The following is a 20,115-nucleotide window of genomic DNA, read 5'->3' as shown; positions in this document are numbered from 1 at the left end:
GCCCCTGCCACCGCTTGGCGCACCGGTATTCCGAAGAGGACATCCCCCACGACATCCGTGGGCCGGCTTCCGGGAGGACGACCATGACAGGCGACGGAATGACACGCAGACAGGTGATGGCGGCGGCGCTGAGCATCCCCGCGATCGGCCTGCTGCCGGCGCCGTCGGCCGCGGCGGTGACCGCGGCGGCGTCCGATCCGTATGCCTTCCGGAACGTCCGGATAGGCGGCGGCGGGTTCGTCACCGGCATCGTCTTCAGCGAGGCCCGGAAGGATCTGGCCTACGCCCGTACCGACGTCGGTGGCATGTACCGCTGGAACGCCGCGACCGGTACATGGAAGCCGCTGCTGGACTGGGTGGACTGGGACCACTGGGGATACATGGGGGTGGCGGGCGTCACCGCCAGTCCGTCCGACGCGAACAAGGTGTGGGCCGCCGTCGGCATGTACACCAACGGCGTCGACCCGAACAACGGTGCCGTCCTGCGCTCGCACGATCAGGGCGACACCTGGGAGGTCACCGAGCTTCCGTTCACCCTGGGCGGCAACATGTCCGGCCGGGGCATGGGCGAGCGGCTGGCCGTCGACCCGCACAACGACGACATCCTGTTCCTGGGTGCGCCCGCGGGGAACGGCTTGTGGCGGAGCGCCGACGGCGGTGCGAACTGGAGCCGGGTGGACGGCTTCCCCACCTCCGGCGACGACCCGCAGACGCCCGGCAGCACCGAGGACCCCGGCGTGGTGTGGGTGGTGTTCGATCCGGGCACCGGACGCGCGGGGAGCGCCACCCAGTCGCTCTACGCCGGCGTGGCCGACCGGGACCGGCCGGTGTACCGCAGCACCGACGGCGGTACGACCTGGGCCCCGTTGGCCGGTGCGCCGACCGGGTATCTGCCGCACAAGGGCGTCCTGGACCCCGTCAACCACCTGCTGTACATCGCCACCAGTGACACCTACGGCCCGTTCGACGGGGGCAAGGGCGACGTATGGAAGCACCACGCGGCCACGGGCGCCTGGACCCGGATCAGCCCCGTCCCCTCGACCAGCGACGACAACAACTTTGGCTACTCCGGGCTGACCGTGGACCGGCGGCGCCCCGGCACCGTCATGGTCGGCACCCAGGTCTCCTGGTGGCCGGACGGGATCATCTTCCGCAGCACCGACTCGGGGGCCACCTGGACCCGCATCTGGGACTGGGACGGCTATCCCGACCGCACCCTGCGCTACGACTTCGACATCAGCGCCACCCCGTGGGTCACCATGGGCATGGAGTCCGAGCCACCGGTCCTGGTCCCCAGGATCGGCCAGGCCATCTCGGCGATGGAGATCGACCCGTTCGACTCCGACCGCATGCTGTTCAACGGCGGCCCGGGGATCGCCGGTACGAGGAACCTCACCGCCTGGGACACCGGCGGCACCGTCGATCTCGTACCGGTCGTCGAGGGCCTGGAGGAGACAGCGGTGCTGGGCCTGATCAAACCTCCGGGGGGCGCGCTGATCAGCGCCCTGGGCGACGTGGGCGGCTTCCGCCACGAGAACCTGGACGCCCCACCGGAGACGATCTTCACCTCGCCGGTCTTCACGACGACACGGAGCATCGACTACGCCGAGCGCAAGCCCGAGGTCATCGTGCGCGCGGGCGACTTCCACGACTCCGACCGCCCCGGCGACAGCCATGTGGCCTTCTCCACGGACGGCGGGGCCACCTGGTTCCAGGGCACCGAACCGGGCGGCGTGAACCTCGGCGGCTCCGTCGCGGCCGCGAGCGACGGAAGCCGGTTCGTCTGGGCGCCGGGTGACTCGGGCCAACCCGTGGTCCACTCGGCCGGCCACGGCACCTCCTGGTCCCCGTCCACCGGGGTACCGGCCAACGCGATCCTCGCTTCCGACCGGGTCGATCCGATGACGTTCTACGCGTTCTCCGGGGGGACGTTCCACGTCAGCACCGACGGCGGCGCCACCTTCACCGCCACCGTCACCGACGGCCTGCCGGCGACCGACTGGGGCGTGCGCTTCAAGGCGGTGCCCGGCCACCAGGGGGACATCTGGCTCGTCGGCAGCGCCACCTGGACGACCCACGGGCTGTGGCGGTCGACGGACGCCGGGACCACCTTCACCCGCGTGACCACCGTGGAACAGGCCGACAACATCGGCTTCGGCAAGGCGGCGCCCGGCCGGGACTACCCGACGCTGTACGCGGCCGTGAAGGCCGGCGGGGTCCGGGGCGTCTTCCGCTCCGAGGACACCGGCCGGAGCTGGACGCGCATCAACGACGACCTGCACCGGTTCGGTGGCCCGCCCGAATCGCTCACCGGGGATCCGGACCGCTACGGCCGGGTGTACCTGAGCGGCTACGGCCGCGGCATCTTCTACGGCGACCCGTCCGGTTACGGGACGGCGGAGCGGTGAGCGGGGCCTCCCGGGTGGCGTCGGCGCCCGCGGCCGGAGCCACCATGCGGCCGTGATCACCCGCTCGGCCGGCGCCCGGCGGACCGCGGGTTCCCCGCCACCGGCGCGGGACCGCCCGGTCCGTGGCGGACGGTCCGGCACCGGGCCGTCACGCCCCGCCCCCGGAAGGGCGTGACGGCCCGGCCGCGGGGGCTACGCCCCGCCCAGTACGGACATCACCGAGTGGTAAGCGGGCTTCTTGTTGCCCGCGTTGTCGAAGAGCAGCGGGTTCTGGCCGGTGCGCCAGGAGTCGCTGTCCCGGACACCCCAGACGGTGATGCCGGTGCAGCGGGCGACGTTCATGCACGCGCGCACGGCGTTCGCGTACGCGCTCTGGGAGGCCTGCGCGATGTCGAGCTCCGTGATCTGCACGTCCACGCCGAGCGCGGCGAAGCTGGAGATGGTGGTCTGGAAGTTGGCCGGCGGGCCGCCCGCGCCGAAGTGCGCCTGGAGGCCGACGCAGTCGATGGGCACGCCCCGTGCCTTGAAGTCGCGCACCATGCGGTAGACGCCCTGGGTCTTGGCGTCGTTCCAGTTCTCGATGTTGTAGTCGTTGTAGCAGAGCTTGGCGTTCGGGTCGGCCTGCCGGGCGGTGCGGAACGCCTCTTCCAGGAAGCCGTCGCCCAGCACGTCCCGGAAGACGGAGCCGCGGAGCTGGCCGCTGCCTCCGTCGGCGAACGCCTCGTTCACCACGTCCCAGGAGTGGATCTTGCCCCGGTAGTGGTTCATCACCGTGGTGATGTGGTTGTTCATCACGCTGCGCAGGGTGTTCGCGTCGCGGATGGAGCCGACCCAGCCGGGCAGCTGGGAGTGCCAGACCAGGGTGTGGCCGCGGACCTGCTGCCCTCGGCCCTGGGCGCGGTTCGCGATCTGGTCGCCGGGGCCGAAGTTGAACGAACCGCGGGACGGTTCAACGGTGTCCCACTTCATCTCGTTCTCCGCGGTGACGCTGGAGAATTCACGGTCCACGATCCCCGCGTACGTGGAGTCGCCCAGCCGGCCCGCGGCCACGGCGGTACCGAAGTACCGCCCGGACAGGGCCGCCTGCGCGCCGAGTGTGTCGGCCTGTGCCGTCGCCGGAGCGGCGGTCGCGGCCTGGGGCAGCGTGAGGACCGCGGCCGCCAGCAGGGCCAGGGCCGGGAACCGGCGCCGGCCGAGTCGTAACGTCATCTGTCGCTCCTTCGGGAGTGTGGCGCCGCCGGGACGACGGGACGGGAGGAACCCGCCGCCGGCTCGCCGCTGTGGGGGTGAGCCGGTGCCCGGTGCGGGCACCGGCGTGGGCGTCGTTGGCGTGCCTGCCGGTCAGGGTGTGGAGAGGTCGAACCGGGGCACGCGCACCGAGCCGCCGAGCGCCTGGGTGGCGTAGTTGAAGATCGCGTAGCGGTATCCCATGAAGAACCGCCAGTCGTTGCCCATGGTGAACGCGGGTCCCAGACGGGTGAAGGTGGTGCCGTCGGTGCTGTAGGAGAAGGTGCCCGGGCGGGGCGCGCCGGGCCGGATGTCGGCCTGGGCCCGCAGCCAGACCCGGGTGCCGGAGATCGTGGTGCTCGCCGCTTCGCTGCCGGTACCGGTGGTGTTCCAGTTGGTGTCCATGGTCAGCCCGTTCACCATCACCACGCGCGCCGCGCCGCCGTCCCGCCGGACGCCGATCCACGCCGAGGAGTCGCGCAGCAGCGCGAGCCCGGCTCGGTCGCCGTCCCGCATCTCCGCGAAGTCGAGTTCGATCGTCGCGGTGGAGGTGGGGCCCTGGATACGGTGGGTGAGGGTGTTGCGGGCCCAGTACAGGTCGTTCGTGACCGTGGCGGTGCGCAGGGTGAGGCCGCCGCCGGCGGACCATCTGCTGTTGTCCGGGTTGTGGTTCCACTCCCACTTCGGCTGGAGGCCGGCGCCGTCGAAGGTGTCGGCACCGGTCATGGGGGCGACCGGGCGGGCGGGCAGCGAGCTGTCGTAGGAGGTGCCCCAGGCGCCGCCCGCCAGCTGGATCCGCGGCCAGCCGTCCCCGGTCCAGGAGACCGGCGCCAGAACGGGGATGCGGCCGCCCGGATAGGCGTCCACGAAGGCCATGTAGAACCAGGCGCCGTTCTGTGTCTGCACCAGCCCGCCCTGGTGGGGCACTCCGCCCCCGGACACCGGCCCGCGCAGGTCGAGGAGGACCTCGCGCAGGGTGTAGGGGCCGAAGGGCCCGCTCGTCGACTGCAGGATGTACTGGCCGTTGGCCGGGCGGGTCAGGAAGATGTAGTACCGGCCGTTGATCTTGTAGAAGCGGGCGCCCTCCAGTGTCCCGATGCTCGACGGTGTGGAGAAGACCTGCTGGTTGCGTATCTGGCTGCGCCCGTCGGCGGACAACTGCGCGACGCTGATGGTGGTGTTGCCGTAGGCCACGTACAGGCTGTCGTCGTCGTCGACGAGCAGGCCCGCGTCGTAGTAGACCTGCGGGAGTTCCGCGTGCCGGCTCCAGGGGCCCTCCACGGAGCGGGCGGTGTAGAGGTACGTCCGCGCGAAGTCGATCTGCCCGAGCCAGTAGAAGGTGCTGTCGCTGCGGCGGTAGGCCAGGGAGGAGGCCCAGACCCCGCGGACGTAGCCCCGGCCGCCGTTCAGGTCGTACTTGGCCCCGAAGTCCAGCGAGGGCAGTGAGTGCCCGGCGAACTCCCAGTTGGCCAGGTCGTACGAGCGGAGGATCGGGGCGCCCGGCGAATAGTGCATCGAGGAGGCCGAGTAGTAGTAGGTGTCCCCGACGCGGATGATGTCGATGTCCGCGAAGTCCTGCCAGAGAACGGGGTTGGTGAAGGCGGCGAGGGGTCCCGCCGGCCCCTGCGCGGTGGGGGCGGCGGCCGGGGACGCGGCGTGCGCGCCGGGGGTGGCCGACACCACCGCCAGACCCGTGGCGGTGGTGAGCAGCCCTCTTCGGCTCAACGGATGCTGGAGCCAGGACATGGGTGCGTCTCCTTACATGGCGGAGGGGGGAGCGCGGGCCCGGGAGAGCGTGGTCGGGCCCGCGCCGCGGGGGTGCGTCCGTCAGGCGCCGCGCGCCGGACGGACGGTGGAGCCGCGGGGCGCGCCGGCGGGGCGGCGGCCTGCGTGGACGGCGGTTACGGGCATACCGGACTCCAAGGAGGCGGGTAGGGCCCGCCGCACACGGACACCGGGTGCGACCTCGCGACTCCGGCACGGTGGCGCGCGTGGGGGGCCTTACCGGGAACGGATGATGCTGTGCGGTCGTACTCGGCCCGGGCGGTACGCGCAGCACGGACCCCGAAGCCTGATGTTCGGCATACCGAACATTGGTCGTGACTTCGGACAGTCAGGATGATAGAAGCTTCAGAGAGTTCGTCAATACGTGGCGCATCGGCCGTCGTTGACCGCCTCCGCCACGGGCGGCCGGTTGGCGGTGGCGGCCGGCGGTGACAGCGGACCCCGGGACCCGGGACCCGGGACCCCGGGGAGGCCGCCTCGGTCCCGGCGGGACGGGGCGGCGGAGACAGGTCGCGGCGGAGCCGCCGTCAGCCGGCCGGCTCCGCCGCGCCCCCCGTCGTTCAGCCGTGGCACCTCACCGTTTGCCACCATCCCCCGAGGTCACCTCGCCGTTCCCCGCCCTCCCCGTGCGCCACGCGCTCAGTCCGGGATCAGCTGGCCGTCCTCCACATGAAAGCGGTGCACCGCGGAGCAGCCGATGGACGGGGTGATCAGCAGGCTGACCCCGATCGGCTCCAACTGGGCGTTGGACGTGGAGAACTCGCAGACCGACGACCTGCCCGTCAGCGGGTACCAGAACCAGCCGTTCCGCTCCCCGACGACCGCCCGGTCCTCCTCGATCCAGCGGCCGCGCACCTTGGTGTGGATGGCCAGCCGGACCGTGGCGGCCAGGCGGTCGACGCGGGAACGCACCGCCGTCAGCGTGATCAGGCGGTCGTCGCCCAGCGCGGCCGACGCGATCCGCTCCGTCCCGTAGTGCCGGTAGGGGCCGATGTCGGCGGCCCCGGTGGCCCCGCCCGTCTCCACCGCTCCCCTGGACTCGGTCGCCGTGGCGCCGCTCGCCCCGGGCAGCAGCGCCGCGCCGCACAGGGCCGTCACGGCGAGCAGGGTGGCCAGGCGCCTGCGGTCGCCGCGGCGGCTGCGGGCCGGCTCCTCGGCGGCCGTGCACGGCCCGGGTCGTTCCGGCCGGTCCGGGTGGTGTCGATACCTCATGTGTCTCCTTCTGTCCGGAGGAGCGGGCGCGGCGGCCGGACGGAACTGCCGTACCGCCGGAAAACGCCTCTTTCACCCCTCTGGGCAGAGAGACACATAGCCGACGAATGCGGTTGCACCGGGACACCCGAACGGAGCATTCCGGGCTATTTCGGCGGTGGTGAGCGGCAGTGGGCGGCCGGCCGGCTCCCCCCGGCTTCCCCGGCTCTTTCTGGCTCCCCCCGGCTTCTCCCGGCCCCCCACCGCCCGGCCCGGACCGCCCCCGAGCCGTTCATCCGGCCCCCGGCCCGCCGCGACCGCGTACGGCCCGGCCGCACCCAGCGGGGCCACGCCGCACTTCCGGACGTATACGCCGCCGCTCAGCCCCGGCCGGGCGGGGTCCAGCGGGGGTCCCGGCCGGTCAGGGCGAGCAGCCGCTCGAACTCCGAGGCGCCGTCCGGCACCGGTACGGGCTCGCCGAACGCCCCGTACCGCCGCCCCATCGGCGCCATCTCGGCCACCGGCGCGGCGAGTTCGCGGACGCAGTCCGGGTCCGGGGCGAAGTCCTGGCCGGTGGCCCGGGCCAGGTCCCAGGGGTGCGCGGTGAGGTCGAGCAGGATCATGTGGCCCACGGTGCGCGCCGGCAGGTCCATGGCCCCGGTGCGGCCCTCCTCCGCGCCCGGCACCGCCCAGGCCGCGGCCAGACGCGCCGTCTCCTCGGCGAAGGCGTCACGCCAGCCGTCGCCGGTCCGGGCGAGGTGGTCGGGGGTGGTGGCGAAGTCGGCCTCCTTCCGCGCGGCCAGCGCCTGGAAGCCGATGACCACATGGAGGAGGTGGTTGAGCAGGTCGCGCACGGTGTAGTCCGGGCACGGCGTGGGCGCGCCGAGCTGGTCGTCGCGGATGCCCCGGACGACCGGGACGGCCTGCCGGGCCGCCGCTTCGAGCAGTTCGCTGATCTTCGTCGTCATGCGTCCGACGCTACGGGCGCCCGGCCGGGGCCGGCTTGAAGAAACGCGACATAGGATCGGCGCATGGCAGGTCGTCATGGCAGGTCCGCGGCGTGACACCCGGGGCATCGTGGACGCCCCGGAACTCTTCGCGCGCGTACGGTTCCGGCGCCGCGAGCCGTACGCGGAGCCGCTGCGCCGGTATGTGGAGCACTACTGGCTGATCGACTGGGACCTGGCCGAGCCGTACGCCACCCATGTGGTGCCGCATCCGAGCGTCAATCTCGTCTTCCAGCGGTACGGGGCGGAGCCCGGCTCCAGATCCGGCTCCGGGTTCGGCTCCGGCTCCGGGTTCGGCTCCGGCTCCGGCTCCGGGTTCGGTGAACTCGCCGGCATCGGGCTGGAGTTGTCCACCCGGAAGCTGGCGGGGACGGGGCGGGTGTGCGGGGTGCAGTTCCGGCCGGGCGGCTTCCGGCCGTTCGCGCCCGGCCGGCCGGTCTCGCACTGGACCGGGCGGCGGCTGCCGCACACGGAGGTCTTTCCCGACGCGTCCGGGGGCGCGCCCGGCGGCCGGGGCGGTCCCGGGGCTCCCGGAACCCCCGGCACGTCGCGCGCCGCCGGCGGTGCCCGCGCCGCCGAGGGCTCCGGGCTGCTCGCCGTCCCCGGCTCGGCGGACGCCCCGGCCGCCGTCCTCGGACCGGCGGACGAGGACGAACGCGTCACCGCCCTCGACGCCTTCCTCCTCGCCGCCGGCCCGGAGCCGGACCCGCAGGCGGATCTGGCGATGAGCCTCGTCCACCGCATCCGTACGGACCGCACCATCCGGCGGGTCGCCGGCTTCGCCGCGGAGGAGGGGGTTTCCGTGCGTTCGCTGCAGCGGCTGTTCGCCGCGTACGTGGGCGTCAGCCCGAAGTGGGTGCTGCTGCGCTACCGCGTGCACGAGGCCCTGGAGCGGGCGACCAGGGACACGGCCGTGGACTGGGCCCGGCTCGCGGCCGAACTCGGCTACAGCGATCAGGCCCATCTCGTACGGGAGTTCACGGCGACGGTGGGCGTGCCGCCGACCGCTTACGCGCGCTGAGCGGTGGCAGCGCCGTCCCGGCGTCCCGCCGCGTCCCGTCCGGTCCCGTCCCGTCCGGTTCCGTCCGGTTCCGGCTCTCCGTTCCGGTTCGGCGTCGACGCCGGCGCCCTGCCTCCTCGATACAAAGAAATGATTGCAAAGAACCACTTGCAAGGGACTCTTTGCAAGCCTAGCCTGATACCCATGACCCAGAACGAAGCCGTGGACCCGGAAGACCCCGCCGGCACCGGAGACACCGGCCATCTCGGGAGTGCCGGGGACACCGGCCACCGGGAGGACGCCGAAGCTCCCGGGGCCCCCGGGGCCCCCGGGACCGGCCACCCGGACCCGGGCGACGGCATCCCGGAGCACGTCCGGTCGCTCGATCCGCGCTCCCTGCGCGGGCTCGCGCACCCGCTGCGCATCCGCCTGCTCGGCGCGCTGCGCGAGTACGGCCCCGCCACCGCCTCCCAACTCGGCGCCCGGCTGGGCGAGTCCAGCGGTGCCACCAGCTACCACCTGCGGCAGCTCGCCGAACACGGCTTCGTCGTGGACGTACCCGAGCTCGGCACGGCGCGGGAGCGGTGGTGGCGGGCGGGGCAGCGGGGCATCCAGTCACGGACCAGGGACTTCGCCGGCCACCCGGACCCGGCCGTGCGGGGCGCGTTCGCCCTCCTCCTCCACGAGGTGGCGACCATCCACGCCCAGGAGCTGAGCACCTGGCTCGGCACCCTGCACGAGTGGTCCGACGAGTGGCGCGACGCCGGGGAGGTGAGCGACTACAGCCTGCGGCTCACGCCCGAGCTGGCCAAGGAGATGAACCAGGAGCTCCAGCAGGTCATTGAGGGCTACCGCGAGCGGGCCGTCGAGCCCGGGGTGGAGGGCTCGGCTCCGGTCCGCGTCCATGTGCACGCCTTCCCGCGCGCGGAGGAGAAGCCGGACGGGCCCGCAGAGCCGGAAGCCGGGAAAAACCCTTAGCCAACGGGGCGCCCGGGACGGCACGCTGATGCACCGGGGCGGGCCTTCTCCGCCCGCCCTCCGCCCGGTCGGCGTCCCCGAGTCATGTCCTGTTCCCGTCCGTGGTCTGTGGTCCGCGTCAGCGGTCAGCGGCCGGCCGTAACCCCGTCCGCTAGCCCGCGCCCGTACCGGTAGCCCGTCCTCGCCCACCGTTCTCACTTTCCCGCCCTTCGGAGGCCCGCCCATGCACTGCGACGTCCACCTACGGCTCCACGAGTTGCGGGCCGCCGAGCTGCGCCGCGAAGCCGGCACCGTCTTACTGCTCCGCGAGTCCCCACCCGGCCCCGGTTCCGGTACGGGGGACCGGAACCGGGGCCGGACTCCACTGCGGCTGCGGCTGCGCCACCGCGTCGGATGGACGCTGGTGGAGGTGGGGCTCCGCCTCGTACAGCAGCCGGGGAAGCGGCTGCGGACCCTCCAGGCGCTGCGCGGATGAGCCGGTGGCGGAAAGGCCGGTGACGGCGGCGCCGTGACGCACCGCCGGTGACCGGCCAACGGACGGACGGGCCCGGTCACAGGGCTCCGCGCTTGCCGCCGTCACCAGTGGGACGGCCTCCGCAGGGCCGGGGGAATCCGGGTGGCGGCGTCTCCGCGGGCCGCGTCGAGCTGCGGCTGGGTGAGGAAGACGGCGCCGGTCAGGTCGGCGCCGCGCAGGTCGGCGTCCCGGAAGTCCGCGCCGATGACGTCCGCCGAGCGCAGATCGGCACCGCGCAGGTCGGCCGCGATGAGCAGGGCACCGCGCAGGCTCGCCCCACGCAGGTCCGCGTGGCGGAGCCGGGCGCCGGCGAGATCCGCTCCGCGGTGGTTGCGCGGACGGCCGCCGCGGCCCGGGGCCTCGGAGCGCACCAGGTCGCCGGCGCGCAGCAGCAGGGTATTGACCTCGTGCCGTACGGCCGCCACGTCGGTGGCGAGGAGCGTCTCGGCGTCCCGGCGGGTGAGGCCGTCGAGTTCGCTCAGGGCGCGGCGGAGGTCGCCGTGGAGGGTGCGGGTGACCGGCAGGGCGAGCGCCTCGGCGAGATACCGGAGCAGTTCGTGGAGCTGCCGCATCACGGGGAAGACCTCGAACATCCGGCGTGCGCCGCCCGGGTGCCCGCGCCAGTCGCGGCCGCCGAAGGTGATCTGGGACACCTTCTGTCCGGCGCCGTGGCAGTCGAAGACGGTGCAGCCGGACCAGCCGCGCTCGCGCAGGGTGGTGTGGATGCCGCAGCGGAAGTCGTCCCGGCGGAGGTTGGCGCAGGGCCGGCCGGCCGGTTTGTCGGCGGCGAAGTCGGCGGAGGCGGCGAAGGGGAGGGCCACGCAGCAGAGGGCGAAGCAGTTGGCGCAGTCCGCGCGGAGGGCGGGGTCGTCCGGTCCGGGGAGAGCGGCTCCCCGTGCTGCCGTGCCCGGTTGGTCCGCGGGGCTGCCGGCGTTGCCGGTGGTCCCGGCCGTCCGGGTCCCGGCGGCCTTGGCGGTCCCGGAGGACTCGGCGGCCCCGGCGGCCCCGGCGTTCTCAGCGGCCCCGGCGTTCTCAGCGATATCGGCGGATCCGACGATCCCCGGCAGGTTTCCCGGGTTCCCCGGGCTCGGGGAGTCCCCCGGGTTCACGGCTCCGGGCTTGCTACGGGGCTTGCTGCGGGGCTTGCGGGGCACGGTGGTTGTTCTCCTGCGGGAGGGTGGACGCTGCCGGGGGTGGCCCGGGCTCCCCAGTGTCCCCCGGAACGCCCGTGAGCTGCGGAAGTTTTTCCGCGGCCTCCCGGCCGGACCCGGGGACAACGCCCCGGACCGGGGGCCGCCTGCGCCCCACCGGGCGCGGGACGGGCGCGGCTGCCAGTGCGCCGCACCGCCCGGGCTCACGCCCGCGGCCTGCGGTCCTGGGCCTGCGGTCCTGGGCCCGCGCCCGCGACCCGGGCGGCCGGGCCGCGGCCGCCCGGCCCGCCGGCCCGCCCCCGTCCCGCGCCCTGTGCCCGGCAGCCGGCCGCTTCCGGCCCCGCTACGCCCCGAAGCCCCGGCTCACCGTGTAGATCACCAGACCGGCGAGGGCGCCGACCACCGTGCCGTTGATGCGGATGAACTGGAGGTCGCGCCCGATGTGGGCCTCGATCTTCTTCGTCGTGTGTTTGGCGTCCCAGCTCGCGATGGTCTCCGTGATCAGCGAGGTGATCTCGTCGCGGTACGTCGTGACAACGTGCACCGCCGCGTCCTCCAGCCAGCCGTCGACCTTCTCCCGCATCCGCGCGTCCGTGGAGATCCGCGTTCCGAGGGACAGCAGCCCGGTGCGGGCCCGTACCCGCAGTTCGCTGCTCTCGTCCTCGGCCGCCGCGACGACCATGCGGCGGACGGCGTTCCAGGTGGAGGCGATCAGGTCCTGCACCTCGTCACGGTTGAGGAACTCGTTCTTGAACCGCTCGACGCGGGCGCGGGTGTCCGGCTCGTCGCGCAGGTCGGCCGCGAAGTCGGTGAGGAAGCGGTCCACCGCGCCACGCGCCGGGTGGTCGGGCATGTCGCGCATCTCGCGGAAGAAGCGCAGCAGTTCCTTGTAGACGCGCTCCCCGACCCTGCGGTCCACGAAGCGCGGGGTCCAGTTGGGGGCGCCGCCCGCGACGGCCGTCATCACCGACTCGTTGTGCAGCACCAACCAGTCGTGGGCGCGTACGCACACCAGGTCGACGACGCGGTGGTGGCCGCCGTCCGCGACGACCTTGTCCAGCATGACGCCCAGGCTCGGCGCGATCTCCCGGGCCTCGGCGCGCCGGGTGATCGCCTCGCCGACCACGGCCTGGACGTCGGAGTCGCGGAGCACGGTCAGCGCGCCGCGCAGGGCGGTGGCGAGTTCGGCGGTGACGCGTTCGGCGTTGGCCGGCTCGGTGAGCCAGCCGCCGAGGCGGCTGCTGATGCCGACGGCGCGCAGCCGGGTCCGTACGACCTCGGAGGAGAGGAAGTTCTCGCCCACGAAGTCGCCGAGGCTGCGGCCCAGGACGTCCTTCTTGGTGGGGATGATCGCGGTGTGCGGGATGGGCAGGCCCAGCGGATGGCGGAAGAGGGCCGTCACCGCGAACCAGTCGGCGAGCGCGCCCACCATGCCGGCCTCCGCGGCCGCCGCCACATAGCCCGCCCAGGCCCCGGCCCCGGCGGAGTGCGCCCACTCGGCGAGGGCGTAGACCACGGCGACGAGCACCAGCAGGCCGGTCGCGGTCGTCTTCATCCGGCGGACGCCGCGGCGCTTCTCCTCGTCGGCGGCGCTGTAGGTGAGGCCGCCGCCTCCCCGGCCCCGGGAGGACGCGGGCGGGCCGGGCAGCGCGGAGGACCCGGACGGCCCCGGGGGTTCCGTCCGCCCGGCCGCGCCGGTGCCGCCGGGCGGACCCGGCACACCGGCCGCCGGGCCGGCCGCGCCGTCCCCGCGTCCCGTACCGCGCCCTTCCCGCGCACCTCGGGCACCTCGCGCACCGCCTGTACCGCCCGTACCGCCCGTGCGGCCCGCGCCGTCCGCTTCACCGGATTCGTCCGGCTCTTTCCGTTCCATCCACTCCACCCGTTCGCGCCTGTCCTCCGTCGCATTGTCCCTGCACCGCTCACGAGTGGAACGCACCACGGGTTCCCCGCGTCTTCCCGGGCGGAGCTGATCGAAGCGGCCCCTTATCAGAAACGTGATCCCGTCGTGGGATCATGGAGCAACCCGGCGGAGAGCCGCCAACTCGCCGCCCCCGACCGGGGAACGCACCAACGGGAGCAGGCAGCTCCCTCGTACGAGGAGACAAACCGCGCGTGACCAAGCGGAACGGTTATGCCCTGCTCGCCGCCCTCGCGGCGGTGGTGGTGCTCATCTCCGTCACCATATTCGTCGGAGTGGGCGGCGACCGGTCGGTGGGCGACCCGAGCGCCGCCACCCGGCAGCAGCGCAACTCGGCCGCCCCGGCCGTCTCGGGCCGCTGGGTCGGCAGCTGGGCCACGGCACCCGCCGCGGCCGAGCCCAACTCCTTCCACGGCCACGCGGGCAAGTCCATCCGCAACGTCGTGCACACCAGCATCGGCGGCAGCGCCGCCCGCATCCAGCTCTCCAACCTCTACGGCACCCGGCCGCTCTCCATCACCGGGGCCACCATCGCCCTGGCCGCGGCGCCCAGCAATCCGACGGCGGCCTCCGGCAGCATGCGCCGGCTGACGTTCTCCGGCCGCCCGTCGGTCTCCATACCGGCCGGGCAGGCCGTGGTCAGCGACCCCGTGCGGCTGAACGTTCCTGCCGCCGCCGACCTGCTCGTCTCCACCTACTCGCCGACCCCCTCCGGCCCCGTCACCTACCACCCGTACGCGCGGCAGACCTCCTACCTCGCCGAGGGCGACCGGACGGGCGACCCGCGCGGCACCGCGTACACCGAGCAGAGCCCCTACTGGCGCTACCTCACCGGCGTCGACGTCTACAGCACCGAGGCCCAGGGCACCCTCGTCGCCCTCGGCGACTCCATCACCGACGGCATCACCTCCACCGCCGGCGCCAACCACCGCTGGCCCGACTTCCTCGCCGAGCGGCTCCGCGAGGAATCGGGCGCGCCCCGCTACGGCGTGCTCAACCAGGGCATCAGCGGCAACCGCGTCCTCATCGACGGCAGCCGCTTCTCCCCCAACAACGGCCCCAGCGGGCTCAGCCGCTTCGAACGCGACGTCATGGCCCGGAGCGGGGTGCGGGTGGCCGTCGTCCAACTCGGCATCAACGACATCCTCAAGACACCGCGCCAGCTGGACGCCCGTCGGATCGTCGAAGGGCTGCGGCAGATGGTGCGGCAGGCCCACGGGCGCGGGGTGCCCGTCGTCGGCGGCACGCTCCTGCCGTTCGGCGGCCACCGCGGGTACGGGCCGCGGACCGAGGCCGTACGGCAGCAGGTCAACCAGGCGATCCGCGCGGGCGGGGTGTTCGACGCCGTCGCCGACTTCGACCTGGCCCTGCGCGACCCGTCCCAGCCGCACCGGCTGCTGCCCGCCTACGACTCCGGCGACCACCTCCACCCCAGCGACGACGGCTACCGGGAGATGGCCCGCACGATCAAGCTGAGCGACCTGCGCGGCTCGGCCCCGGCCCGGCTCTGAGCCGCCCGGGTCCGGGGGCTGCCGGGGGCGCCCGGCGCCCCGGGCGTTGATCGATACCCTGGCCGAGTGCTGCCCTACGAGGAACTGACCGCGCCCGAGCGCTACTTGTGGGACGCCTTCCCCGAAGGCCGTACGGTGGACCTGCGTCCGCGACGGCACGGCGACGGCCCGGACGGAGCCGTCGCCGGGGCCAGAGCCGACGAAGGGGACGGGGCCGAAGCGGGAGACGGAGATGAGCCCTGGGGACCCGGGCGCACGGTCCGCGCCTCGGTGCTGGCGGCCCTGCTGCTCGGCGGACACCCGGGGCAGCCGGGATCGGTCCCGGCCCTGAGGCTGGCCGGCGCCCGGATCAGCGGCCGTCTCGATCTCGGCGGTGCGGAGATCGCGCACAGGATCCGGTTCGAGGAGTGCCGCTTCGAGGAGGACATCAGCTTCCACGGAGCCTCCACCCGGACCATCACGATCGCCCACAGCCGACTGCGCGGCATCGACGCCGCGATGGCCCGCGTCGAAGGCCGGTTCGATCTGCGGGGATCAACCCTCCGGGGCCGGCTCTCCCTCATGAACGCGCAGGTGACCGGCGAGCTGATCCTCAGCGGCGCGCGTCTGTCCGCCCCCGGCGACTGGGCGCTGTTCGCCGGCGGCCTCGTCATGGGCGGAGCCGTGTTCTGCCGCGGCGGATTCACCGCCGACGGCGGTCTGCGGCTGCTGGGAGCGCAGCTTTCCGGCGGGTTGTTCATGGAGAAGGCGCAGTGCCGCAACCCCGGAGACGCGGCCCTCCTCGCGGACAACGCGACGATCGCGACCCTGGTCTGCTCACAGGGCTTCACCGCGCGGGGAGCGGTGCGCCTGCGCGGCGCCACCATATCCGGCCAGCTGACCCTCGACGGCGCCGTCCTCGGCGGCGGGGACACCGCACTGGACTGCGCACGGATGCACGCGGACGATCTCGTCCTCACCCCCGCCGTCCCCCCGTCGGGCGCGGTGGACCTCCGGGGCGCGCGCGTCACGGCGCTGCACGACCACCGGGACGCCTGGCCGGACACCGTGCGCCTGCAGGGCTTCGTCTACGGCGACCTGCACGGCGACGACGACGCCGGGCGGGAAGCCGTCGGCCACCGCCTGGCGTGGATCCGGCGGGAACCCGCCTACGCCCCGCAGCCGTATGAGCAACTCGCCGGCTGGTACCGGCAGATCGGCCACGACGACGACACCCGCCGGGTCCTGCTGGCCAAGCAGCGCCATCGCCGCCGCACCCTGCGCCCGGCCGGACGCGCCTGGGGATACCTGCTCGACGGCACCGTCGGCTACGGCTACCGGCCCTGGCTCGCCGGAGTGTGGCTCGCGGCCCTGGCCCTCCTCGGCACGGGCGTCTTCGGTGCCCACACCCCGGTGGCGGCGCAGCCCGGCGAGGGCGCCCCGTTCAGTGCTCTCGTCTACACCCTGGACCTGCTCATCCCCATCGGCGGTCTCGGCCAGCGCAACGCCTGGTACTGGACCGGAGGGGCCCCCGCGTGGCTGGCCTACGCCCTGATCGCGGCAGGGTGGGTCCTTACGACGGCCGTCGTCGCGGGCGTGACGCGCACGCTGAACAAGACCTGACCCGCGCCCCCGTCCGGACGCGCGTCTCCCGACGGCCGTCGGCGGGGGTTGGCCGCAGGGCTCCGGTGGTCCTCCCCGGGGCGGCCGGGCCGTCTTGACTCTCAGTCCTCCAGTTCCCGGTGTTCCCGCTTCTCCAGGCGGTCCCGGTCCCGGTCCCCCTTCTTCCCCTTCTCCCGCTTCTCCTCCAGCTCGCGCTGCTTCCGCTCGGCCTTGAGCCGGCGGCGCTCCTCCCTGGGCAGCTTCCGCTCCGTGCCGACCCCGCCCCAGAAGGCGAAGCCGGTGACCACGACCTTCGGCGCACCCGGATCGCCCTCGTCCACCTTGCTCTGGTCGAAGCCGCCCATCAGACCGAAGCCGCGGACGTCCAGGCCCATCCCGGGCGGCACCACCACGTTCACCCCGCCCATGACGGCGAAGCAGCGGATCACGATCTCGCGGTCCTCGAACCGCGCCTCGCGCAGATCGATCTCCCCGCCGCCCATCACCGTCACGGCCGTGAACCGGCGCGGCGCCACCCAGCGGCCCCGGCGCTGGAAGCCGCCCAGGATGCCGACCGCCCACTTCGAGCTGGGCGTGCCGCCGATCCGGGACGGCCAGGAGACCTCGCCGGCGGCTCCGGCGGCGGCCGGCTCCCCCGGTGCGCGCACCACCGGCAGGCCCGCCGCACCGCCCACCGGGAGATCACGGGTCAGCGGCTCCAACTCGGCGTAGGTGCGCGCCCGGTAGGCCGCGTCGAGCCGCTCGTCGAACTCCTCCATCGTCAGGCGCCCTTCGGCGACGGCCTCGCGGAGCACCTCGGCGACGCGTTCACGGTCGGCGTCGGAGGCCCGCAGTTCAGGAGGTTCACTCATCATGGGCCTCAGCCTAGGCAATTCCCGTCCCCGCACGGACCGTTCCCGGCCGGGAAAGCCCGGAACGCACCGGAAGGCCCGGAAGACCGTCCATGCGTGCAGCGCGTCCGCGCACCGTGCGGGACGGGCCTCCCCGCGCGGGCGGCGGCTCAGAAGGCCGCCCGCTCCGCGTACATCCGGGCGATGACGTCCTCGATCGCGGGCTCCCGCACCGACAGGTCCACCAGCGGATGCTCCGCGGCCACCGCCGCCACCACCGGCGCGGCACTCCCGCCCGCCGGGAACGCCAGCCACTGCCGCGGGCCCTCCGTCCGCACCACCCGCACCCCCGGCAGCCCCGCGCCGGACAGGTCGATCGGCGGCAGCTCCCGCTCCAGGTCCACGACGAGGACGCGCTCACTGCCGCCCGCCGCGTGCAGCCCGTCCAGATCGCCGTCGAACACCACCCGGCCGTGGTCGATCACCACCACCCGGCGGCACAACTGCTCGATATCGGTGAGGTCGTGGGTCGTGAGGAGCACGGTGGTGCCGCGCTCGGCGTTGACGTCGGCGAGAAACCGCCGGACCTTCGCCTTGCTCAGGACGTCGAGGCCGATGGTCGGCTCGTCCAGATACAGCACCTCGGGATCGTGCAGCAGGGCCGCCGCGATGTCCCCGCGCATTCGCTGGCCCAGCGAGAGCTGCCGCACCGGGACGTCCAACAACGCTCCCAGATCGAGCAGTTCGACACAGCGGTCGAGGTTCTCCCGGAAGCGGCCGTCCGGGATCCGGTACAGCCGGCGGGCCAGCGCGTACGAGTCGCGCAGCGGCAGATCCCACCAGAGCGTGGTGCGCTGCCCGAACACCACCCCGATCCGGTGCGCCAGCCGCATCCGCTCCCGCGACGGATCGACGCCCGCGACCCGCACCCGGCCGGCGCTGGGCACCAGGATGCCGGTGAGCATCTTGACGGTGGTGGACTTCCCCGCGCCGTTGGGACCGATGTAGCCGACCATCTCGCCCCGCCGCACCCGGAACGAGATGCCGTCCACCGCCCGCACCTCGCGCCGCTCACGGCGCAGCCGCCCCACCCGGCGCCGGACCCGGAACACCTTCTCCGCACCGTCCAGTTCGATGAGCGGAGGTCCGCCGCCGGCCGCGCCGCCCGGACCGGCCCCGCCGTTCACGCCGTCCCCGCCGCTGCCACCGTGCCTCCCGCTGCCGCCGTGCCTCCCGCTCCCGCCGCTCCCGCCGCTCCCGCCGTCCATCCTCCGCCTCTCAGCTCCCCGCACTCCGGTACGAACCCAGCCCCGCCCGCCACACCAGCCCGGCGGGCACCCAGCACACCACCGCCACCAGCGGCGACAGGAAATCGACCCAGCCCGGCAGGCCCAGCGGATCGTCGCGGCCCAGGACGAACAGCACCGGCAGCCAGTTCACGAAGGCCAGCGGCACCACGAAAACCGTCCCGGCCACCAGCTCCCGCGCGAACACCGTCGGCGGGTACTTGAGCAGCGTCGTACCGCCGTAGGTGAAGGAGTTCTGCACCTCCGCGGCGTCCTGCGCCCAGAACTGGAAGGAACCGCCCGCGACGAGCAGCGCGCCGAAGATCGCCGCGCCGCTCACCACCGTCACCGGCACCATCAGCACCTTCAGCGGCGTCCACTCCGCCTCCAGGACGGCCAGCGACCAGCCCAGCACCAGCAGCCCCTGCGCGAGCCGGCCGATCCGGCGCAGCTTGAAGCCGTCCGCCGCCACCTGCGCCAGCAGCGGCACCGGGCGCACCAGCATCGCGTCCAGACTGCCGCGCCGGACCCGGGCGCCGAGTCCGTCCATGCCGCCCAGCAGCAGATGCGCCAGGCCGAAGGCGGTGGCCGACGTCCCGTACAGCAGGGCGACCTCCCGGAAGCCGAAGCCCCCGAGGGCCTCCACATGGGAGAACATCAGCAGGATCGCGACGAAGTCGAGCGCGGTCGTGGCGAAGTTGCCCAGCGCCGTCAGCAGGAACGACGTCCGGTACACCATCGTCGAGCGCACCCACATGGCGGTGATCAGGACATAGGCGCGCAGCCCCGCCGCCGCCCGGTGCGGGACACCGGCCTCCGCCCCTCGCCGCGTCCGCCTCCGCGCTCGCGGAGCCTTCCTGCTCTCCCGGTCCCCCCGGTCTCCCCGGTCCCCCCGGTCCGGACCGGCCGGACCGGCCGCCACGGGGCCGGGCGGCCCGGCCGTCCGCGGACGCGTGTCAGCCACCCTGGACCACCACCCTCCGCACCGCGACCGACTGCAGCACCCGCCCAGCCGCGAGCAGCGCCAGCGCCCACCCGGCCTGGAACCCGTACGCCCCGGCCAGCTCCCAGCCCCCGTACTTCCCGAGGAAGACATCCGCGGGGACCTGGAGCATCGACGCCCACGGCAGCATCCGCGCCACCTCCCCCAGCACCCCGGGAAAGACCGTCAGCGGCAGCAGCTGCCCGGAGAAGAACATCGCCACCAGCGCCGAGAGCTGGACGACGCCCTGCCCGTCGAGCAGCCAGAACGCCGACAGCACCACCAGGAAGCGGATCGCATAGCTCACCACCACGCCCAGCACCACCGACAGCAGGAACGCCGCCCGCAGCAGCGGCCCGCCGGGGAACGCCAGATCGAATACCACCCCGCCCACCAGCAACGGCGCCACCCCCCTCCCCAGCAGATGGAACGCCGCCCGGCCGAGATCGTGCGCCAGCCACCACAGCTGGAGATCGGCGGGACGGAAGAGATCGACGGCGATGTCGCCGCTGCGGATGCGCTCGATCAGCTCGTCCTGGAAGCCGCCGCCCATCGTGGCCATCGCCATCAGCAGCGCCTGGCCCACCCAGACATAGGTCAGCGCCTGCGACAGACCGTAGCCGCCGAGCCCGTCCCGCTGCTCCCACAGGGCCGTGTAGGTGAAGGTGAGGATGAAGCCGAAGACCGTGTTGGTGAAGACACCCGCCGCCGTGGCCATCCGG

General features: G+C 73.7%; 15 protein-coding genes and 1 pseudogene. 6 read left to right on the top strand and 10 right to left on the bottom strand.

Annotated elements, in window-relative coordinates; all coding sequences use genetic code 11:
• Positions 1-98 precede the first annotated feature (98 nt).
• Positions 99-2,408, top strand: coding sequence for a xyloglucanase (locus LIX60_RS20040; protein WP_227959702.1), 2,310 nt, complete (start codon positions 99-101; stop codon positions 2,406-2,408).
• 198 nt (positions 2,409-2,606) lie between these two features.
• On the opposite strand, the pseudogene LIX60_RS20035 reads toward LIX60_RS20040, so the two are convergent.
• From LIX60_RS20035 to LIX60_RS20020, 4 genes and pseudogenes are all read right to left on the bottom strand, one after another.
• Positions 2,607-3,617: pseudogene (locus LIX60_RS20035) on the bottom strand (endo-1,4-beta-xylanase); the annotation flags it as partial.
• A 132-nt stretch (positions 3,618-3,749) separates the two neighbouring features.
• On the bottom strand, positions 3,750-5,381 hold the full coding sequence (locus LIX60_RS20030; protein WP_227959700.1) for a glycoside hydrolase 43 family protein: 1,632 nt from the start codon (positions 5,379-5,381) through the stop codon (positions 3,750-3,752).
• A 678-nt stretch (positions 5,382-6,059) separates the two neighbouring features.
• Positions 6,060-6,632, bottom strand: coding sequence for a hypothetical protein (locus tag LIX60_RS20025; RefSeq protein ID WP_227959699.1), 573 nt, complete (start codon positions 6,630-6,632; stop codon positions 6,060-6,062).
• A gap of 359 nt (positions 6,633-6,991) precedes the next feature.
• Positions 6,992-7,579, bottom strand: a complete 588-nt coding sequence (locus tag LIX60_RS20020) for a TIGR03086 family metal-binding protein (RefSeq protein WP_227959698.1) — start codon at positions 7,577-7,579, stop codon at positions 6,992-6,994.
• Positions 7,580-7,655: 76 nt separating this feature from the next.
• On the opposite strand from LIX60_RS20020, the gene LIX60_RS20015 reads away from it, so the two are divergent.
• The 3 genes from LIX60_RS20015 to LIX60_RS20005 all read left to right on the top strand — a co-directional run bounded on the left by LIX60_RS20015 (position 7,656) and on the right by LIX60_RS20005 (position 10,071).
• Positions 7,656-8,639 (top strand): helix-turn-helix domain-containing protein, encoded by a 984-nt coding sequence (locus LIX60_RS20015; RefSeq protein WP_227959697.1) that lies wholly within the window; start codon positions 7,656-7,658, stop codon positions 8,637-8,639.
• A 183-nt stretch (positions 8,640-8,822) separates the two neighbouring features.
• A complete protein-coding gene (locus LIX60_RS20010; RefSeq protein ID WP_227959696.1) occupies positions 8,823-9,596 on the top strand; it encodes a helix-turn-helix domain-containing protein in 774 nt (257 codons plus the stop codon).
• A 223-nt stretch (positions 9,597-9,819) separates the two neighbouring features.
• Positions 9,820-10,071 carry a hypothetical protein gene (locus tag LIX60_RS20005; RefSeq protein WP_227959695.1) on the top strand — a complete coding sequence of 84 codons (252 nt, stop codon included), beginning with the start codon at positions 9,820-9,822 and terminating at the stop codon, positions 10,069-10,071.
• A gap of 101 nt (positions 10,072-10,172) precedes the next feature.
• Here the strand turns inward: LIX60_RS20005 and LIX60_RS20000 are convergent, their stop codons facing one another.
• Both LIX60_RS20000 and LIX60_RS19995 read right to left on the bottom strand, forming a co-directional pair.
• Complete coding sequence (locus tag LIX60_RS20000; protein WP_374117984.1) at positions 10,173-11,150, bottom strand: pentapeptide repeat-containing protein; 978 nt, start codon at positions 11,148-11,150, stop codon at positions 10,173-10,175.
• Positions 11,151-11,604: 454 nt separating this feature from the next.
• Positions 11,605-13,134 carry a DUF445 domain-containing protein gene (locus tag LIX60_RS19995; RefSeq protein WP_227959693.1) on the bottom strand — a complete coding sequence of 510 codons (1,530 nt, stop codon included), beginning with the start codon at positions 13,132-13,134 and terminating at the stop codon, positions 11,605-11,607.
• Positions 13,135-13,376: 242 nt separating this feature from the next.
• Here LIX60_RS19995 and LIX60_RS19990 point away from each other — a divergent pair, with 242 nt between their 5' ends.
• Together LIX60_RS19990 and LIX60_RS19985 are read left to right on the top strand one after the other, a co-directional pair.
• Complete coding sequence (locus tag LIX60_RS19990; RefSeq protein ID WP_227959692.1) at positions 13,377-14,693, top strand: SGNH/GDSL hydrolase family protein; 1,317 nt, start codon at positions 13,377-13,379, stop codon at positions 14,691-14,693.
• 66 nt (positions 14,694-14,759) lie between these two features.
• Entirely contained in the window at positions 14,760-16,295 is a 1,536-nt protein-coding gene (locus LIX60_RS19985; RefSeq protein WP_227959691.1) for an oxidoreductase, read from the top strand.
• Positions 16,296-16,396: 101 nt separating this feature from the next.
• Here LIX60_RS19985 and LIX60_RS19980 read toward each other — a convergent pair whose 3' ends face one another.
• From LIX60_RS19980 to LIX60_RS19965, 4 genes are all read right to left on the bottom strand, one after another.
• A complete protein-coding gene (locus LIX60_RS19980; RefSeq protein WP_227959690.1) occupies positions 16,397-17,149 on the bottom strand; it encodes a DUF1707 domain-containing protein in 753 nt (250 codons plus the stop codon).
• A gap of 146 nt (positions 17,150-17,295) precedes the next feature.
• Positions 17,296-18,393 carry an ATP-binding cassette domain-containing protein gene (locus LIX60_RS19975; RefSeq protein ID WP_265584895.1) on the bottom strand — a complete coding sequence of 366 codons (1,098 nt, stop codon included), beginning with the start codon at positions 18,391-18,393 and terminating at the stop codon, positions 17,296-17,298.
• A gap of 10 nt (positions 18,394-18,403) precedes the next feature.
• Positions 18,404-19,168 (bottom strand): ABC transporter permease, encoded by a 765-nt coding sequence (locus LIX60_RS19970; protein ID WP_227962838.1) that lies wholly within the window; start codon positions 19,166-19,168, stop codon positions 18,404-18,406.
• A 199-nt stretch (positions 19,169-19,367) separates the two neighbouring features.
• Positions 19,368-20,111 carry an ABC-2 family transporter protein gene (locus LIX60_RS19965; RefSeq protein ID WP_227959688.1) on the bottom strand — a complete coding sequence of 248 codons (744 nt, stop codon included), beginning with the start codon at positions 20,109-20,111 and terminating at the stop codon, positions 19,368-19,370.
• Between the last annotated feature and the right edge of the window lie 4 nt (positions 20,112-20,115).

Origin of the sequence: Streptomyces sp. S07_1.15, from assembly GCF_020739505.1 — a bacterium.
In the GTDB taxonomy this organism is placed as follows: domain Bacteria; phylum Actinomycetota; class Actinomycetes; order Streptomycetales; family Streptomycetaceae; genus Streptomyces; species Streptomyces xinghaiensis.
This window is presented reverse-complemented; position numbering and strand designations above follow the sequence as displayed.

What these genes read in the sequence shown, in the direction of transcription:
- LIX60_RS20040 (WP_227959702.1), top strand. Translation starts at nt 99, where the DNA reads ATGACACGCAGACAGGTGATGGCGGCGGCGCTGAGCATCCCCGCGATC.
- LIX60_RS20030 (WP_227959700.1), bottom strand. Translation starts at nt 5,381, where the DNA reads ATGTCCTGGCTCCAGCATCCGTTGAGCCGAAGAGGGCTGCTCACCACC.
- LIX60_RS20025 (WP_227959699.1), bottom strand. Translation starts at nt 6,632, where the DNA reads ATGAGGTATCGACACCACCCGGACCGGCCGGAACGACCCGGGCCGTGC.
- LIX60_RS20020 (WP_227959698.1), bottom strand. Translation starts at nt 7,579, where the DNA reads ATGACGACGAAGATCAGCGAACTGCTCGAAGCGGCGGCCCGGCAGGCC.
- LIX60_RS20015 (WP_227959697.1), top strand. Translation starts at nt 7,656, where the DNA reads ATGGCAGGTCCGCGGCGTGACACCCGGGGCATCGTGGACGCCCCGGAA.
- LIX60_RS20010 (WP_227959696.1), top strand. Translation starts at nt 8,823, where the DNA reads ATGACCCAGAACGAAGCCGTGGACCCGGAAGACCCCGCCGGCACCGGA.
- LIX60_RS20005 (WP_227959695.1), top strand. Translation starts at nt 9,820, where the DNA reads ATGCACTGCGACGTCCACCTACGGCTCCACGAGTTGCGGGCCGCCGAG.
- LIX60_RS19995 (WP_227959693.1), bottom strand. Translation starts at nt 13,134, where the DNA reads ATGGAACGGAAAGAGCCGGACGAATCCGGTGAAGCGGACGGCGCGGGC.
- LIX60_RS19980 (WP_227959690.1), bottom strand. Translation starts at nt 17,149, where the DNA reads ATGATGAGTGAACCTCCTGAACTGCGGGCCTCCGACGCCGACCGTGAA.
- LIX60_RS19975 (WP_265584895.1), bottom strand. Translation starts at nt 18,393, where the DNA reads ATGGACGGCGGGAGCGGCGGGAGCGGCGGGAGCGGGAGGCACGGCGGC.
- LIX60_RS19970 (WP_227962838.1), bottom strand. Translation starts at nt 19,168, where the DNA reads ATGTGGGTGCGCTCGACGATGGTGTACCGGACGTCGTTCCTGCTGACG.
- LIX60_RS19965 (WP_227959688.1), bottom strand. Translation starts at nt 20,111, where the DNA reads ATGGCCACGGCGGCGGGTGTCTTCACCAACACGGTCTTCGGCTTCATC.